Source organism: Chelativorans multitrophicus, from assembly GCF_011317445.1.
In the GTDB taxonomy this organism is placed as follows: Bacteria; Pseudomonadota; Alphaproteobacteria; order Rhizobiales; family Rhizobiaceae; genus Chelativorans; species Chelativorans multitrophicus.
Window position 1 is genome coordinate 409,470 of sequence record NZ_JAAAPL010000002.1, and the last position, 14,952, is coordinate 424,421.

Below are 14,952 nucleotides of genomic sequence, written 5' to 3' on the forward strand. Positions count from 1 at the left end.
GTCCAGTCCCTTAGAAGGATTTTTTCCATGATCAGCGCAACAGCGAAATCGAAAATCAGCATCGGCACGACCGCTGCCGCAACCGACGCAACCAGCTTCGCCGCAGATACCTACACGCCAATTAGCAATGTGGAAGACATGGGCGAAGTCGGCAGCGAGGCCGAAATCCTTGTCGGCAAGTACGTTGACCAAGACTTTGTGCGGAAGTTGAAGGGAAGCCGTGACAACGGCACGATGACAATCGTCGTGGGCCGCGATGCCGCCGACGCGGGGCAACTTGCCCTCAGTGCCGCCGAGCAAAGCAGCCTGCCTTTCAACTTCAAGGTGGAGCTTAACGACAAGCCCAATCCGACCGGCACCAACAGCGTTTTCTATTTCAAGGCCATTGTGGGGAGCGCCCGGCATTCCCTTGGCGGCGCCGACGATATCACGAAAACCACGTTCGCACTGGCTATCAGTGGCGCGATTATCGAAGTTCCCGCCACGGCAGGCGCTTAGTTCGAGAACTTTGCAACCGGGTGCAAAATCCCATGAGCATCGCGAATGACATAACCATCACGATAGGCGGGGAGCAAATCACTCTCCGCCCGTCATTGCGTCATGCTATCCGCCTAGAACGACGCGAAGGTTCCTTTGCCCGGCTCATGCGTGAGGTGGCGGAAGACAGCTTGTCAGCGGCACATGAGATCATTGGGCCGCATTGTCCGCACCTCTCCCCGGCTGACGTTCTCGACGCGGGCTTGTCCAACCTGAAATTCCCTTTGATCGCCTACATCGGCAGATGCACGGGTATCGAGACCGAAGACGCTCCCGCCGAAGGTGAGGACAAGGGCAGCGCCGAAGGCAAGACCGTCACCATTTCCGAGCACCTTAACGGGCTCTACCGCACCGGCACCGGTTGGCTAGGCTGGACCCCAGCCGAAACCCTCGACAGCACCCCCGCCGAAATCATCGAAGCCTACAAAGGCCGGATGGAGATGTTGAAAGCGATCTTCGGCGGCGGGGAAGACAAGCCCAAACCAGAAACCAAAGCCTTTACCGACGACAATGTGAAGTCTGCTTTCCGCGCGTTGGGCACTGTCATCCAGACGGCGGCGGGAAAGGCGGAATGAGATGCCTATGCGTGCTCCATCCCTTCGCGCTTGCGGTTGCGTCGTCGCTCCCGGTCAGCGTTGCAAGCACATGATCGATGCCGACCGCGAACGTAAAGCCCGTCACGACCAGCAACGCCCCACCGCACGCCAGCGCGGCTATGATAGCAAGTGGGAAAAGGCGCGGGCAGAATACCTTGCAGCCAATCCACGTTGTTTCATGTGCGGCCAACCTTCCCGCGTCGTGGATCACAAGACCCCGCATAAGGGCAATCGCAAGCTCTTCTGGCAGCGATCGAACTGGCAATCCCTCTGCACGCCCTGTCATAGCTCGAAAAAGCAAAGCATGGAGGCGAGGCAATGACTCCCGCCGAACGCGCCCGCAAAATCGAACAGGAAGAGTTCGCAGCGGAGTGCAGAGCTGCCCGCGCCCGCGCGCTCGCCTATTCCAAGGAATGCCGACAGCTAGAAGCCGCAAAGGTCGAAGCGTGGATGCGCGACAGATGGGAAAATCCCGCCACGGTTCGTTTCAACACAATTCGATGTTTTGAGCGCTCCAAGTTCTACACCTTCGATGGCAAAGCCCTGACACTAACCCAGTGGGCAGCAGAAACCGGCATCCCCCTTCAGACGCTTAGATACCGCATTGACAAAGGATGGCATCTCCAACGTGCTCTTACCGAGCCGGTTATGAACCGGGCGCAACGCGCCAAGCTTCACCGCCGCAATGTCGAGATCATCCGCAACATGGTCCAGCACTTCAGGAAAGCCCAGCGCACACCCTGTCATTCCACCCGCGACCAACGGGAGGAACACACATGCAGCAGCTAGAATGTATAGTAATCACGTATCGGCAGAGGTGTGTCATTGAACTTGAACAAATGATCGCGGTTTTTCTGACAGGTCTTGTAGTCGCCTTGACCCGTGATGTAGCTGATCTGCTTGTCACTATTCAGGCAGACGGGGCAAATGAAGTGGATGGGTTGTCCGTTCGCCATATCGCCCTTGAGCCTGAAGACTACATCCTGTTGGCTTGTTTGGAAAAGCTCGTATCGGGCCTTTTCGTTCTCAAATTCATCCTGCCGCTTCAATTCACGACTAAGCACTTTGAGTGCTTCGCTAAGCTGAACGTTCATCATGTTGGCAGCGGTGAGTTCGCCAGCGAGCGCATTCAACAGCTTATTGGCTTCTCCACTATCAGGCGTCTTGCCGGACGAAAACAAGTTCCTGACTGCCTCGACGGTGGAGACCGCCTTGCCGGTTGCTCCCAAGGCCGTGGTCGCAAGGCCAAGCACGCTTTCAATCTGACTGAAGTCCATTCGATCCCCCTCCGCAAGCGTTCACTGACGCCGAAACAATACCTTCACCAACAGCCAGCGAGCAAGCACGGGCCGGGGGGTACTCGACAATTTCCCACCGTCCCTTGGGGACCGGCGTGGGGAGGCACGCGCGCGATTTGCAATCAGAAAAGTTGATGGGTAGGACGTTATGATCAATTCCATTGAAGATACAAAGGCCTTCCTCAACGTCACCGGCAGCGATGACGACGCGCTGATTACGTCTCTGATTGAAGCTGCCGAAAGCTGGATTGACCGTTGGCTTGCAACGCCGATGGCCGAAATGGCCACAGTGCCCGCCGACCTGAAACACGCGGTCAAAATGCTTGTCGGGCACTTCTATGAGAACCGGGAAGCAACCTTAGTCGGCGTCACTGCCGAGGAAGTCCCCTTTGGCGTGTGGGATATCGTCAACCAACACCGGGCATGGAGCTTTTAAAATGGCGAAATCCGCACAGCTTGCCCGCCTACAACAGCGCCTAGACGCCATCCCGAAGGCCGTTAAAAAGGCCGTGGAACCGGCGCTGAAGAAATCCGGCGATGAGATGGCCGCAAGCATGCGCCACCTCGCTCCCGTCGACACCGGGGAGCTTCGCGATAGCATCGAAGTCACCGCGCCGGGACAATCGACACCGCGCTATTCCCAGCCGGGCGGTTCCCGCGAGGCGGCAGAGAATGAAGTGCTGATCACTGCCGGAAACAGTGACGTGCGTTACGCTCACCTAGTCGAATACGGCACGGCAGACACCGAAGCGCAGCCGTTCTTTTGGCCGGCCTTCCGGCTGAATAGGAAGCGGGCGACGAACCGCATAAAGCGCGCCATCTCCAAGGCCGTGAAAGAGAATTGGGGGAAGTGATGGAGCCGAGCTATACCCTCACAGTCGCGATACATGCCCGCTTGGTCGCATCATCCGCCGTCACGTCTCTTGTGCCGGCAACGTCCATCGGCGACCACAACGGCCTACCGACGACCTTTCCATGCGTCATCATCGGGGAAGGGCAGACCTTGCCGGACGATGGCATTTCCCGCAACCGGCATGAAGTCTTCGCGGACCTTCATATCTGGCAAACCGAACTAGGGCTGACCGGCGCGAAGAATATCGCTGGGGCCATCCGTGCCGCCCTGTCCGATGGCCCGCTTACCGCCACTGGACTGCATGTCGTGGGCCTACAAATTGCTTCGACCCGGTTTCTTCGCGACCCGGACGGCAAACACTCTCACGGCGTCATGTCGATCCGCGCGCGTGTGATGGAGGTGGCGTGATGCGTGCCGGGAAGCTCGACAGGACGATTACAATTCAGCGGTTCACCGAGACCTATGACGAAGTAGGGACACCCGTACAGGAGTGGGCGGACCTCGCCACCGTCCGGGCGCAGATCATCCAAGTCACGACCGAGGAGTTCACGCGCGGATGGGGAGCATCGTCGGAAGCCGCCATCGTCTTCCGCATTCGCCATATCAACGGTCTCACACTTGCCGACAGGGTTTCCTATGGCGGCAAGACCTATGACTTGAAAGAGGTGAAGGAGATCGGCAGGCGGCGCGGTCTCGACCTTCGCGCGACGGCGGCGGAGGGCTGAAAATTGCAACCCGTTGCAAAATCCGAACCGATGATCAGGAGGCGCACCCGCCCGTTGCAACCGGTTGCAAATTCCTTCCCTGATATCCCCGACCCGTTCGGCTACGGGCAGCGGGCCGTTGATTTCCTTCGATCCCTAAAGCACCCGAAATCCCGCCTTCCAAATAAGGCATTCCAGCTTGACCCCTGGCAGGAAGAAATCGTCCGCGTGATCTACGGCCCGTGCGATGAACACGGCAATCGTATCGTTTCCGATGTTGTGATCCTGATCGGCAGGGGCAACCGCAAGACCTCGCTCGGCGCGGCTCTTTCCTTGCTTCACACCCACGGACCGGAGGCCGTGCCGGGCGGCGAAGCCATCTTCGCGGCCGGCGACAAAAAGCAGGCCCGTATTGCCTATCAGGAAGCCCTTGGCATTCTCCACGCCGGAGACGCAGACCTATGGAAGAAGGGGCAGGCGAACCGGGCAACCGACCCGACGAAGACCATCCGCATTCAGGATTACCGGAACACGATCCAGTTTCCGAACGGCTCTTTTCTCGAAGCCATATCGAACGATCACGGCACCCAGCACGGGCGAACGCCGGCCTTTGCCCTTTGCGATGAATTGCACGCATGGGCGCGGCGCGATCTTTGGGACGTTATCGACACGGGCTTGACGAAGACCGCCAACAGCCTTCGCGTCACCATCACCACGGCAGGCCGGGGCCAGGATACTATCGGTCATGAAGTGATCGAACGTGCCCGCAAGATCGCGCGCGGCAAGATCATAGAACCCAGCACCTTAGCTTTTCTCTTTGAAGTGCCCGCCGAAGCGGATTGGCGCGACGAAAGCCTATGGCCGCTCGCCAATCCGGGCATCCCTCACGGTTATCCGCCGCTCGACAAGCTCCGCCAGAAAGCCCGCGTTGCCGAAGACAGCCCCGGCGCGCGTGACGCCTTCAAAATGCTGCACCTCAATATGTGGCTCGACCGCAGCACGTCGCCCTTTGTCGAAATGTCGATTTACGACCGGGGCAATAAGCCTATCAACGTTGAAGCCCTTGCCGGCCTGCCGTGCTGGATAGGCGTGGACCTTGGCATGACGGATGACCTTTCCGCCGTTGTCGCTGCCTTCCGCGACCCCGACCTTGACGAAGGTTATATCGTCCTTCCGTTCTTTTTCATGCCCGCCGACAATGTGGAAAAGCGGCAGACGCAATCGGGCTTCCCCTATGCCGAGCATGTAGCCGAAGGCCGGATTACCACCACGACCGGGAACGTCACCGATTACCGCGTGATTGAAGACGCCATCCGCGATCTTTGCGAAACCTATCAGGTGCGGGAAATCGCCTTCGATCCGCACTATGCCGGGATGCTCATGAACAACCTGCTTGAAGACGGCTATCCCGCCGTTTCCTTCCGGCAAGGCTGGGTCACCATGGGTCCGGCCATCAAAGAGCTTGAACGGGCAATCCTCGCCGGGCGCTTCCGCCACGGCGGTCATCCCGTGTTGCGATGGAACTTCGCCAACATCGCTATTCAGGACGACGGTAAGGGCAACAAGTCTTTCAACAAGGCCAAGTCCACCGAAAAGATTGACGGGGCCGTAGCAACAGCCATGGCCGTTGCCCGTGCCGCTGCCGGCGAAGGCGATGTACGTTCGATTTTCGATGACCCGAAGGTCACCGCTCAAGACCTTGTGTGGTGAATTTTGCAACGGGTTTCAAATCTGAGGTAATCCCATGGCAACCGAAGAAGAACGCCTTATCGTCTCGCTTGAAGCGAGGATGAACCAATTTGAGAAGAATTTCGCGAAAGCCAACCGCACCGCAAACGACAATTTCGCCAAGATCGAGCGCCGCGCGAAGGAGTCGGGCGACCGACTTGAAACCTATCTTGGCAAGTCCACGGCCAATATAGCGAACAACTTCGCGGCGCTCGCCAGCAAGGCGACCATCGGCGTTACCGTTATGGCCGGCATCGTCACGGCATTTCGGCAGGTGGCAGGTTCCATTGCCGAGGTGGATAGGGAAGCCCGCAAGGCTGGAGTGACGGCGAAGACTTGGCAGCAATGGCAATATGTTGCGACCGCGACCGGCGCGAGCGTTGACGGCGTTACCGATGCCTTGAAAGAGTTGAACATTCGCGGTGACGAGTTCGCCAAAACTGGCAATGGCAGCGCGAAAGCCGCTTTCGAGGCGCTAGGCTACACTGCCGAGGAAGTCGCGAAGAAGCTGAAAGACCCCAGCCGGTTTCTTGACGAGATCATAGGTAAGCTTCAGACGCTCGACGCCGCCGCACGCACCCGCATCCTTGATGACATGTTCGGCGGCACTGGCGCTGAAGAAATGGCTAAAGTTCTTGGTGCGTCCGTGGCAGAAATCCAGCGCATGCGCACCGAGGCCGCGACCTTCACTGATGAGCAGATTGAAGCGGCAAAGAAGATCGATGCCGAGTTCAACAAGATTTGGCGCAATTTTACCGTCTACGCGAAAAAAGCAGCGATTGAGAGCGTCGGCATTCTTGGACAGATCAAAAGCTTCCTTGGTGGTGAATGGCTTCCCGGCTATGACCAGATGGAGGAAAATCGCCGCTATTACGGTTCCGACGAGTTCCGGCTGAAGCGCCTTCAGGATGAGCGCGCGAACCTTTTGCGACAGATCGAGGACACGGAATCTTTTCCAGACAGTCAGGCGAAGGATTTCAACCTGCAATCTTTCCGCCGACAGCTTGAAGAGGTTGACGCGGAAATTGCGAATCTGACCGGCACGGGGGAGGGGCTTGACCAATCCCTTGACCAGCTTGGGGACACGACGCAACAGACAGGCGGCACCTTCGATAGCGCCGCGACCAGTGCAGCGAACTTCCAAACAGCGCTGGAAGAGCTGAAGGAACTTGTGCCGGACCTGAAGGCCGAACTGGACACGCTCGCTCAATCCGACGCGATTGAAACCGCCTACCGGAAAGCTGCCGATGCTGCAAAGAACCGACAGGAATATGAAGCGGCAGGCCGTTGGCGGGACCGTGCTAGGGCATCGGCAGAGATCGAAGCACTTTCCGGCGATGTCATGGCACGGGGTAGGAAGGTCTACAGCCTTCTACGCGACCAAGGACTAAGCCATGCCGCTGCCGCTGGCATCACCGGCAATGCATACCAAGAAAGCCGTTTTGACCCGACCGCAATGGGCGACGGCGGTACGTCTCACGGCCTGTTTCAGCATCACGGTCCCCGAATGAATGACCTGTTGGCCTTCGGAGGCCGAGACAATGCCGCTATGCAGGTGGCCTTTGCCGTGCAGGAAATGCGCCGCAGCGGCCTGTTTGGCCGCATTAACTCTCTGTCCGATCCTGCTGAAGCTGCACGACTGTTTATGACTGAGTTCGAGCGTCCGCACCCCGACCATGCGAACCTCGCCGCACGACAAGGGTTTGCCCGCGTTGCTGGCGGCTGGGGCGATCCCGGCATGTGGGAAATGCCGAAGATTCCGGCCCCGGATATCGACCCGTGGGAAAACCTTCGCGAAGTTACCAGCGGCGTTAAAGACAACTTGTCCGATACGACCACGCAGGCCGAACAACTCGGCAGTATCGCCGGGACGGCTATTTCCGGCCTTGTGAGTGCCCTTGCAGACGGCAAAATTACCGCCCAAGAGTTCTCGCAAATTCTTGCCCAGATCGCGCAACAGCTCCTCCAGATGGCGTTTAGCGGCATGCAAAAAGGCGCTCTGGCAGGCGGCAACAACTTCCTCGCCGGCCTGCTGGGTGGTCTATTGGGCTTCTCTGGCGGTGGCAAGGTCTCAGGACCTGGCACCGGCACAAGCGACAGCATTCCCGCCCGTCTCTCCGATGGCGAGTTTGTGGTGAAAGCATCCGAAGCCCGCAAGCACGGCGCATTGCTCGAAGCCATCAACTCGGGCCGCGTGGCATCCTTTGCCGAAGGCGGTCACGTGGGCAGCACAACCGGCCTTGCCCGATCAATTGCCTCAACCAACAACACCACCTTTGCCCCGTCCATTGCGATCAATGTGGAAGGCGGTTCGCGCGGACCGGAAGCCGACAAGGCCATGGCAGAACAGATCGCCAAGGAGACGCGTGCCGCAATTCGCAAGGAAATGGCCGAGTTCGCACAAGACCAGATGCGGGCCGGCGGTCTCTTCAGTCAGAGGAAGACACACTAATGGCCTACCCTGTTTTCACCCCACCCGGCATCGTCGACATTTCTCCCGGCTCCACACTGACCGTAAAGCCCCGCGTGCGCCGGGCAGGGTTCGGCGACGGTTATTCGCAGCGCACGGGCGACGGGCTCAATGCGATCAATCGGGAATGCTCTGCCGTCTTCTCTGTTCTGACGAGTGATGAAGCCGACGCCTTGACTAGCTTCTTTGAGGAACGCGCCGGCTACAAACCGTTCCTATGGACTCTTCCGGGTGAGTCGGTCGAACGGAAATGGATAGCCAGTGAGTGGCAAAAAACGTACGCGGACGGGGCCATTGATATCAGTGCGGCTTTCGAAGAGGTGTTCGACCCGTAGGGCGGTGTTTTTTGCACCGGTTGCAAACGGTTGTGAACGAGCCTTTAGATTTAGCTTTCCCCGCTCAGCCACCTCTCTTCCAAAACTGCCATCGGGCCGGCTTGTGTTGGTATTCTGCTATCTCTCGGTAGTGATGGGGAAAGCCAGGATCAAGCCGAAATTCCTCGCCGTAGAACAGCCGTTTATATGGCTCGCCACCGTGCTCAAAGTGACAAAACAGGTGCGGCTTGTTGTAATAATCGTCGCCGTCGAAGTTTACCGACTCGATAGATTCGTAAGGCACTTCGCCCAAAAGCATCACCTTTACAGCGCCGTCAGGCTTGCGTGACTCGTACTCCTTCCACGTTCCGCCTTCATCAACAAGGTACGTCCATCGGAGCCCCAACAACACGCCGCCCTCGTATGTACCCATGAGGCCAACGCGGAACCATGGGGAAATGCCCTTGGGATTCTCTTCGGTGTTTGGATAGTCATCGAGACGGTTCACATCGTGCACGATGCAGTCACCACGATAGTCCTTACGCGCAGCATTAAGGAAATAGTCTCGGAAGATTGGACGCCATTTGTCACGCGCGGCAATGCGCTCCTCAGGACTCAGGCGGGGCTTTTGGGGCGAGAATGGCCAAAAGCTGCCGACAACGCCGCCGATACCGGCAATTATGCCTATTGCAGGCTCAAAGGAGGGTTCTGCGTAGAACCAAAAGCAAAACCCTATGAGTGCAGCGGTTGAGCAGATGAAGACTATCCAGCTTTGCACTTTTGTCATTGTCCGCACGATCCAAGCCCCTATTGGTGTAGAGGTTTAGCGGTGCGGTGCGTGAAGGTAAACTGGCAGGCTGGTCATAGATCGGCGGTCACTGCCTGCGAATGCGGTCCAATGGTGAACAGGATCAAACGAGGTATGCAGTTTGCTAAACATTTTGCTAATCAAAATGCTCTACTTTGACGACCTAAATATTTGACATTACAGGTGATCATCTATGACATGGCTCTGGCCCGGGGAGCCACTTTCTTCCATTAAGTATCTGATTTACCCGGCGGTCAGCGGTTTTTGGCCGGGCAGGGCACGTGCACGGATGCCACTGGTTAACGCCTGGCTAAGGGGAAAATTAGGATTCTCCTCATAAGGGTCGGGTAAAAAGTGGAGTTTCCATGCGCGCCGCGGCCCTCATCTTGCTGCTCGCACTCGCGGGATGTGCCAGCACCCCCAGCAATATCAACAATGTCTGCGCCGTCTTTAGCCAAAAGGACGGCTGGTTCGGCAATTGGTATAGCGCCGCCAAGCGCGCCGAAAGGACCTATGGCGTGCCGGTCCCGGTGCTGATGGCAACTATACGGGTCGAATCCGGCTACAAGGCCCATGCAAGGCCGCCACGTAAGAAGCTTCTTGGCTTTATACCGTGGAAGCGCCCGTCGAGCGCCTACGGCTACTCTCAAGCCCTGAACGGAACCTGGGCCCAGTACAAGCAGGAAACCGGAAGGTGGACGGCGGACCGCAACAGTTTCAGCGATGCGGTCGACTTCGTTGGCTGGTATCACCAGCGCAGCCACCGTCGCAACGGCATTGCACTCAACGATGCCTATAACCTCTACCTGGCATATTATGCGGGCCAGGAAGGCTACGCGCGCGGCACCTGGAAGAACAATTCCCATATGAAGGAGGCGGCCGGGAGAGCAGCGAGCATGGCGAATAGCTATGCGACGCAACTTGCCGGGTGCTACTGATCGGCAAGTTTGGTGATCCCCAGGATAGATGCTGCGGCCCTTTGCCCGAAGTTGCGGGCGATTGCCCCATCGGATACTCTCAATCAGCGGGAGGCTTTCTGCTGTCCCAATGGCGAAGCATGAAAAATCCACAACACGATAATCAATCCGGCCAGAACAGGATCCGTCTCAGCGAGGTGGAGGAAGCACAGCTTCGCGCCTGGGTGGATGCCGGATACATGTCGCCCGAAGAATACAGGGCAGAAATGGAGCGGCGTCGCTCCCAACTTTCGAAAGACGGTGCTTGTGATTTTGATTGCCGGGCGCTCCGTTGCCGGTTCAGTGTTTCCCGCTAACCTATTCTCCTTGCTAATAATTTCGCTTCAGCTCGCCTAATTGGCGTGACTGCTTTTGCCCGCCTTTCCGGCGTTTTCACCATAGCCAGACTTCCGTTTTTTTGCCGCCGGAGGTGCCTGCTTATGGAAGCTGTTAACCTTCATTTTTTATTGCCTATGGGGAGAGTCGCGTCAGGATTCGAGTCTACCGTCATGCAGTTTTCCCGTAAAAATTTCCGAACTCAAGCATTGCGCCACCACGCCCCGACAGCCGTGGAGAATCACGAGAAGGCCGATCTTTCGCGGGCGCAGCCTGCTTCCGCGGAACCTCGCTTGAGCGGGAAGACAGCGCCGACAAATCAGGCCGCTTTGCAAGACCGCGAGCCACTCGAACGGCAAAGCCTGGATAAGGCAGGCTCCGGGCAAAGCAGGATTGCCGAACCCGGCGCACGGTCGTTGCTGAGGCAGGTCGAGGACAAGTTCAGGGACCAACCCTGGCAATCTTATTTCTACCTGGCGCCTAATGTACGCTTCACCCGAACGCCGGAACGGCGGCCCGCCGCGGAGACGGACCAAGAAGCCACGGCTGCAAGCCGGGAATCAGCGACTTTCACCGGGCGCATTGCGAGCAGCACCGCTCGTGAGAGAACACCGGCCAAGCCGGTCGAGGTGCCGCCGAGCGCGTACGCCTTCGGCTCGCTGCTGGGGCAGGGGCTGGAGCTTTCGGCATTGGCGATGAAGCCGAGGGCGAAAGGTTATGCTTCCGTAAGCGTGGAGCAGGGCGGCAGTTGGCGCGAGGGGGGAGTTTCCCCGCAGCCGGAAGACCGGAATGCCTCGAAAAGGAGCTGTTCTGCTGCGCGTGCGGCATGCTGGCGCGATCTTTCCGACCATGCATTCTTCGAGCTGATGCCTTTCGATGAGTCCGAGGACTGGGTCCCGGCTTCTTTCAGGCAGGTAGCCGTAAAGACGCAGGCCCAACGATCCGCAGTTCCGGCAGCGGCCCGACAGGTCAGGCTCCCGGTTGCCGGCGCATCCGAGATCACGTCGCTGTTCCGGGTGATCGAATGCTCTCCACCTCCCGCTTCGGACGCCGTGAATGCACCCTTGCCGGAACCCAAAGCCGAGGTTCGGTACGAGACGAGCACCGCGGCGACGGAAGAGCGGATCATGGCGGCCGACGCGGCAAGCAGGGAGAACGCCGCGCGCGAGCGGGACCGGCAAGCTGCGGGACGGGTAGTCCCTTTCCCGCCGGCTCCGATGAAGAGGGCTTCTGCCCCCGTGGTCGTTGCTCCCAGGCATTCTCTGGCGGCGGGCGGCTCCTATGAATTTCCCTCTGAAGAATTGTTGCAGAACCCGCCGGAAGGGCAGGGCTTCTACATGACCCAGGAGCAGATCGAGCAGAATGCCGGGCTCCTGGAGAATGTTCTGGAAGATTTCGGCGTGCGAGGCGAAATCATCCATGTCCGCCCCGGCCCGGTGGTGACGCTTTATGAATTCGAGCCGGCGCCAGGGGTGAAATCCTCGCGCGTGATCAACCTGGCCGACGACATCGCCCGTTCCATGTCGGCCGTGTCGGCGCGCGTGGCTGTGGTGCCGGGCCGCAACGTGATCGGCATCGAGCTGCCGAATGTGGAGCGCGAAACCGTTTATCTGCGCGAGCTGATTCAGTCGGGCGACTTCCACAAGACCGGCTACAAGCTGGCCCTGTGTCTCGGCAAGACGATCGGCGGAGAGGCGGTTATCGCCGAGCTCGCGAAGATGCCGCACCTGCTCGTGGCTGGCACGACCGGCTCGGGAAAGTCGGTCGCCATCAACACTATGATTCTGTCACTGCTCTATCGGCTGCGGCCGGAGGAGTGCCGGCTGATCATGGTCGATCCGAAAATGCTGGAGCTTTCCGTCTATGACGGCATCCCGCATCTGCTGACGCCCGTGGTGACCGATCCGAAGAAGGCGGTGACGGCGCTCAAATGGGCGGTGCGCGAGATGGAGGACCGCTATCGCAAGATGGCGCGGCTCGGCGTGCGCAATATCGACGGCTATAACCAACGCGCCGCCACGGCGCGCGACAAGGGCGAGCCGGTGCTCATCTCCGTCCAGACCGGCTTCGACCGTTCAACCGGTGAACCCATCTACGAAGAGCAGGAGATGGACCTTGCGCCCATGCCCTATATCGTCGTGATCGTCGACGAGATGGCCGACCTGATGATGGTCGCGGGCAAGGAGATCGAGGGGGCGATCCAGCGCCTTGCGCAGATGGCGCGGGCCGCCGGCATCCATCTGATCATGGCAACGCAGCGTCCCTCGGTCGATGTGATTACAGGCACGATCAAGGCCAATTTCCCAACGCGCATCTCCTTCCAGGTGACGTCGAAGATCGACAGCCGCACGATCCTCGGCGAGCAGGGTGCCGAGCAGCTCCTGGGCCAGGGAGACATGCTGCACATGTCCGGCGGCGGGCGCATCGTGCGCGTGCACGGCCCCTTCGTCTCCGACGAGGAGGTGGAGCAGGTCGTGGCGCATTTGAAGACGCAGGGACGCCCGGAATATCTGGACACCGTCACCGCCGATGAGGAGGAGGAGCAGGCGCCGGAGGAGGACAGCGCGGTGTTTGACAAGGGGGCAATTGCCTCCGAGGACGGCAACGAAATCTATGATCAGGCGGTCAAGGTGGTGCTGCGCGACAAGAGGTGCTCCACCTCCTATATCCAGCGCAGGCTGGGCATTGGCTATAACCGCGCTGCCTCGCTGATCGAGCGGATGGAGAAGGAAGGCCTGGTGGGCAAGCCCAACCATGTCGGCAAGCGGGAAATCCTCATGGGCGGCCGGGATGTGGGGCCGAGCAGCGGCGACGGAGATTGACGCGACTTGCCGGCTGGGCGGGAGGATATTACATCCGCCGCGGCCGGCGGGTTTCCGGCAGCAGGGGAAATCGTCAAGAACGGGCGGTCTCCGCTTGACGCCGTAGGCGGCGCAACCTATTGAACCTCCCGTCGCTTCCAAGCGGCAAGGCCTCGTGGCGGAGTGGTTACGCAGAGGACTGCAAATCCTTGCACCCCGGTTCGATTCCGGGCGAGGCCTCCAAGATCTTCCAGAACAGACGCTCAACTATCGAGAGTTTGCAACGCTTCCTGGGGAGCAATTTTCATGTTGCAAACCGGCGCGATCACAATAGCGCCTTCGCTAATTCCGGTGACCATCCGCCCGGATTTCAGCAGGCGTCGACATCTGATTGAGGGAACCACCCGTCGCATGCGCTGTTTCAGAAGCTGAGGCAAGAAACAGGATGCGCGGCATGAAATACTTCCTCGCCTTTGTGAGCGGCTTCTGTCTGACCCTCATTGTATTCGTGAGCGGTTCGGCCCTCACGATCGTGTACCTGACCGCAGAGCCGGTACCCGTTCGCCCGTTCTCCGCAAGTGCTTCCCACCCATGGACCAACGAACCCGTAAGGATCACGGCAGGCAAGAACGAAACCCATAAGCCTACACCGCCCGAGTCCGGCACGGCGAATGTAGCGATGCAAGCGCCCTATCCCGGGGAGGTTCAGAACAATGAGCCGGATCTCGAGCCGGCGATAGACCCGCTCACGACAGCCTCAGCCGGGCAGGAGGCAATGCCGCGGCCCATGCCTGAACAGAGCGCGGCCCATATCGCATGGTGTTCCGAGCGATACCGCTCCTATGACCCCGTTGATAACAGCTACAACGCTTATAGCGGAGAAACACGCGAATGCGTTTCCCCATTCTCCAAAGCTTCCATCGCCGCGAACTCACCGGGGCAAGTACGGAACATCGTCAGCGCGTCCTCTGAGGAAGCTTCCGCCTTCGACAGCGCGGCCACTATGCAGGAAATGCCGGGCGCTTACCTGGACCCGGAACACATCCGGGCATGCTTTGCCAGATACCGTTCCTACCGGCCGGAGGACAATACCTATCAGCCCTATGGCGGCGGACCACGACGGCAGTGTGACTGACATGACCCAGGCTAAAACGCGGCGCTCGCGCTGCCAGCGCAGGTTGTGCTCCGCTTCCATTTGTGTTCTGCTGTCTTCATAAAAAAGGAGACCCAGATGCAATGCCCAATTGACGGATCCGAGTTGGTAATGAGCGAGCGCCAGGGCATTGAGGTCGATTACTGCCCGAAATGCCGCGGCGTATGGTTGGACAGGGGTGAGCTGGACAAGATCATCGAACGTGCGGCCGACGAAGCTTTGCCTGCGCAATATGATGCGCGCTCGCGTGACCGCGATGAGGGCCGGTATCGCGATGATCGCCAATATGGCAGCCATAGCAGCCAACGCCCTTACAAAAAGAAGAAGTCATTACTCGGCGAAATCTTCGATTTCTGAGCTTTACGCCGCCTGCTTAGGCTTCCTGACATTTGGCGCCG

17 protein-coding genes and 1 tRNA gene are annotated in these 14,952 nt (G+C 58.9%); 16 read left to right on the forward strand and 2 right to left on the reverse strand.

Annotation, left to right across the window (positions count from 1 at the left end):
- Positions 1–27: 27 nt before the first annotated feature.
- The 4 genes from GNP00_RS12650 to GNP00_RS12665 all read left to right on the forward strand — a co-directional run bounded on the left by GNP00_RS12650 (position 28) and on the right by GNP00_RS12665 (position 1,922).
- Positions 28–498 (forward strand): hypothetical protein, encoded by a 471-nt coding sequence (locus GNP00_RS12650; protein ID WP_011581229.1) that lies wholly within the window; start codon positions 28–30, stop codon positions 496–498.
- Positions 499–530: 32 nt separating this feature from the next.
- On the forward strand, positions 531–1,112 hold the full coding sequence (locus GNP00_RS12655) for a hypothetical protein (protein ID WP_011581228.1): 582 nt from the start codon (positions 531–533) through the stop codon (positions 1,110–1,112).
- A 70-nt stretch (positions 1,113–1,182) separates the two neighbouring features.
- On the forward strand, positions 1,183–1,455 hold the full coding sequence (locus GNP00_RS12660; RefSeq protein ID WP_343034323.1) for an HNH endonuclease: 273 nt from the start codon (positions 1,183–1,185) through the stop codon (positions 1,453–1,455).
- The gene (locus tag GNP00_RS12665; RefSeq protein ID WP_011581226.1) at positions 1,452–1,922 is read left to right on the forward strand and encodes a hypothetical protein; all 471 of its coding nucleotides are present in this window, start codon (positions 1,452–1,454) and stop codon (positions 1,920–1,922) included. The genes GNP00_RS12660 and GNP00_RS12665 overlap by 4 nt, the downstream gene beginning before the upstream one ends.
- Here GNP00_RS12665 and GNP00_RS12670 read toward each other — a convergent pair.
- A complete protein-coding gene (locus tag GNP00_RS12670; RefSeq protein ID WP_011581225.1) occupies positions 1,919–2,410 on the reverse strand; it encodes a hypothetical protein in 492 nt (163 codons plus the stop codon). The two genes, GNP00_RS12665 and GNP00_RS12670, sit on opposite strands and share 4 nt — an antisense overlap.
- Before the next feature lie 169 nt (positions 2,411–2,579).
- Here GNP00_RS12670 and GNP00_RS12675 point away from each other — a divergent pair, with 169 nt between their 5' ends.
- The 7 genes from GNP00_RS12675 to GNP00_RS12705 all read left to right on the forward strand — a co-directional run bounded on the left by GNP00_RS12675 (position 2,580) and on the right by GNP00_RS12705 (position 8,521).
- Positions 2,580–2,867 (forward strand): head-tail connector protein, encoded by a 288-nt coding sequence (locus tag GNP00_RS12675; protein WP_011581224.1) that lies wholly within the window; start codon positions 2,580–2,582, stop codon positions 2,865–2,867.
- A 1-nt stretch (position 2,868) separates the two neighbouring features.
- Entirely contained in the window at positions 2,869–3,285 is a 417-nt protein-coding gene (locus tag GNP00_RS12680; protein ID WP_011581223.1) for an HK97-gp10 family putative phage morphogenesis protein, read from the forward strand.
- Positions 3,285–3,692: a DUF3168 domain-containing protein gene (locus GNP00_RS12685; protein WP_041544697.1), complete on the forward strand. Its 408-nt coding sequence runs from the start codon at positions 3,285–3,287 to the stop codon at positions 3,690–3,692. The genes GNP00_RS12680 and GNP00_RS12685 overlap by 1 nt, the downstream gene beginning before the upstream one ends.
- Positions 3,692–4,009, forward strand: coding sequence for a phage head closure protein (locus GNP00_RS12690; protein ID WP_011581221.1), 318 nt, complete (start codon positions 3,692–3,694; stop codon positions 4,007–4,009). The genes GNP00_RS12685 and GNP00_RS12690 overlap by 1 nt, the downstream gene beginning before the upstream one ends.
- 30 nt (positions 4,010–4,039) lie before the next feature.
- The gene (locus GNP00_RS12695; protein WP_049764757.1) at positions 4,040–5,698 is read left to right on the forward strand and encodes a terminase large subunit; all 1,659 of its coding nucleotides are present in this window, start codon (positions 4,040–4,042) and stop codon (positions 5,696–5,698) included.
- 262 nt (positions 5,699–5,960) lie between these two features.
- Positions 5,961–8,168, forward strand: coding sequence for a phage tail tip lysozyme (locus GNP00_RS12700; protein WP_157038064.1), 2,208 nt, complete (start codon positions 5,961–5,963; stop codon positions 8,166–8,168).
- Positions 8,168–8,521 carry a phage tail protein gene (locus tag GNP00_RS12705; RefSeq protein WP_011581218.1) on the forward strand — a complete coding sequence of 118 codons (354 nt, stop codon included), beginning with the start codon at positions 8,168–8,170 and terminating at the stop codon, positions 8,519–8,521. The genes GNP00_RS12700 and GNP00_RS12705 overlap by 1 nt, the downstream gene beginning before the upstream one ends.
- A 64-nt stretch (positions 8,522–8,585) precedes the next feature.
- On the opposite strand, the gene GNP00_RS12710 is transcribed toward GNP00_RS12705, so the two are convergent.
- The gene (locus GNP00_RS12710) at positions 8,586–9,287 is read right to left on the reverse strand and encodes a hypothetical protein (RefSeq protein WP_041544696.1); all 702 of its coding nucleotides are present in this window, start codon (positions 9,285–9,287) and stop codon (positions 8,586–8,588) included.
- Between the two features lie 386 nt (positions 9,288–9,673).
- On the opposite strand from GNP00_RS12710, the gene GNP00_RS12715 reads away from it, so the two are divergent.
- The 5 genes from GNP00_RS12715 to GNP00_RS12735 all read left to right on the forward strand — a co-directional run bounded on the left by GNP00_RS12715 (position 9,674) and on the right by GNP00_RS12735 (position 14,911).
- Positions 9,674–10,246 (forward strand): transglycosylase SLT domain-containing protein, encoded by a 573-nt coding sequence (locus GNP00_RS12715; protein ID WP_011581216.1) that lies wholly within the window; start codon positions 9,674–9,676, stop codon positions 10,244–10,246.
- A gap of 527 nt (positions 10,247–10,773) precedes the next feature.
- The gene (locus GNP00_RS12720; protein ID WP_011581214.1) at positions 10,774–13,422 is read left to right on the forward strand and encodes a DNA translocase FtsK; all 2,649 of its coding nucleotides are present in this window, start codon (positions 10,774–10,776) and stop codon (positions 13,420–13,422) included.
- A gap of 148 nt (positions 13,423–13,570) precedes the next feature.
- Positions 13,571–13,644: transfer RNA gene (locus GNP00_RS12725), tRNA-Cys, on the forward strand.
- 211 nt (positions 13,645–13,855) lie between these two features.
- Complete coding sequence (locus tag GNP00_RS12730; RefSeq protein WP_041545395.1) at positions 13,856–14,536, forward strand: BA14K family protein; 681 nt, start codon at positions 13,856–13,858, stop codon at positions 14,534–14,536.
- Positions 14,537–14,632: 96 nt separating this feature from the next.
- Entirely contained in the window at positions 14,633–14,911 is a 279-nt protein-coding gene (locus GNP00_RS12735; RefSeq protein WP_011581212.1) for a TFIIB-type zinc ribbon-containing protein, read from the forward strand.
- Positions 14,912–14,952: the final 41 nt, after the last annotated feature.

Excerpts from the sequence above, each read along its gene's own strand:
- GNP00_RS12680 (WP_011581223.1), top strand. The coding sequence starts at position 2,869 with ATGGCGAAATCCGCACAGCTTGCCCGCCTACAACAGCGCCTAGACGCC.
- GNP00_RS12660 (WP_343034323.1), top strand. The coding sequence starts at position 1,183 with ATGATCGATGCCGACCGCGAACGTAAAGCCCGTCACGACCAGCAACGC.
- GNP00_RS12675 (WP_011581224.1), top strand. The coding sequence starts at position 2,580 with ATGATCAATTCCATTGAAGATACAAAGGCCTTCCTCAACGTCACCGGC.
- GNP00_RS12705 (WP_011581218.1), top strand. The coding sequence starts at position 8,168 with ATGGCCTACCCTGTTTTCACCCCACCCGGCATCGTCGACATTTCTCCC.
- GNP00_RS12710 (WP_041544696.1), bottom strand. The coding sequence starts at position 9,287 with ATGACAAAAGTGCAAAGCTGGATAGTCTTCATCTGCTCAACCGCTGCA.
- GNP00_RS12665 (WP_011581226.1), top strand. The coding sequence starts at position 1,452 with ATGACTCCCGCCGAACGCGCCCGCAAAATCGAACAGGAAGAGTTCGCA.
- GNP00_RS12650 (WP_011581229.1), top strand. The coding sequence starts at position 28 with ATGATCAGCGCAACAGCGAAATCGAAAATCAGCATCGGCACGACCGCT.
- GNP00_RS12715 (WP_011581216.1), top strand. The coding sequence starts at position 9,674 with ATGCGCGCCGCGGCCCTCATCTTGCTGCTCGCACTCGCGGGATGTGCC.
- GNP00_RS12700 (WP_157038064.1), top strand. The coding sequence starts at position 5,961 with ATGGCCGGCATCGTCACGGCATTTCGGCAGGTGGCAGGTTCCATTGCC.
- GNP00_RS12685 (WP_041544697.1), top strand. The coding sequence starts at position 3,285 with ATGGAGCCGAGCTATACCCTCACAGTCGCGATACATGCCCGCTTGGTC.
- GNP00_RS12670 (WP_011581225.1), bottom strand. The coding sequence starts at position 2,410 with ATGGACTTCAGTCAGATTGAAAGCGTGCTTGGCCTTGCGACCACGGCC.
- GNP00_RS12655 (WP_011581228.1), top strand. The coding sequence starts at position 531 with ATGAGCATCGCGAATGACATAACCATCACGATAGGCGGGGAGCAAATC.
- GNP00_RS12695 (WP_049764757.1), top strand. The coding sequence starts at position 4,040 with ATGATCAGGAGGCGCACCCGCCCGTTGCAACCGGTTGCAAATTCCTTC.
- GNP00_RS12720 (WP_011581214.1), top strand. The coding sequence starts at position 10,774 with ATGCAGTTTTCCCGTAAAAATTTCCGAACTCAAGCATTGCGCCACCAC.
- GNP00_RS12735 (WP_011581212.1), top strand. The coding sequence starts at position 14,633 with ATGCAATGCCCAATTGACGGATCCGAGTTGGTAATGAGCGAGCGCCAG.
- GNP00_RS12690 (WP_011581221.1), top strand. The coding sequence starts at position 3,692 with ATGCGTGCCGGGAAGCTCGACAGGACGATTACAATTCAGCGGTTCACC.
- GNP00_RS12730 (WP_041545395.1), top strand. The coding sequence starts at position 13,856 with ATGAAATACTTCCTCGCCTTTGTGAGCGGCTTCTGTCTGACCCTCATT.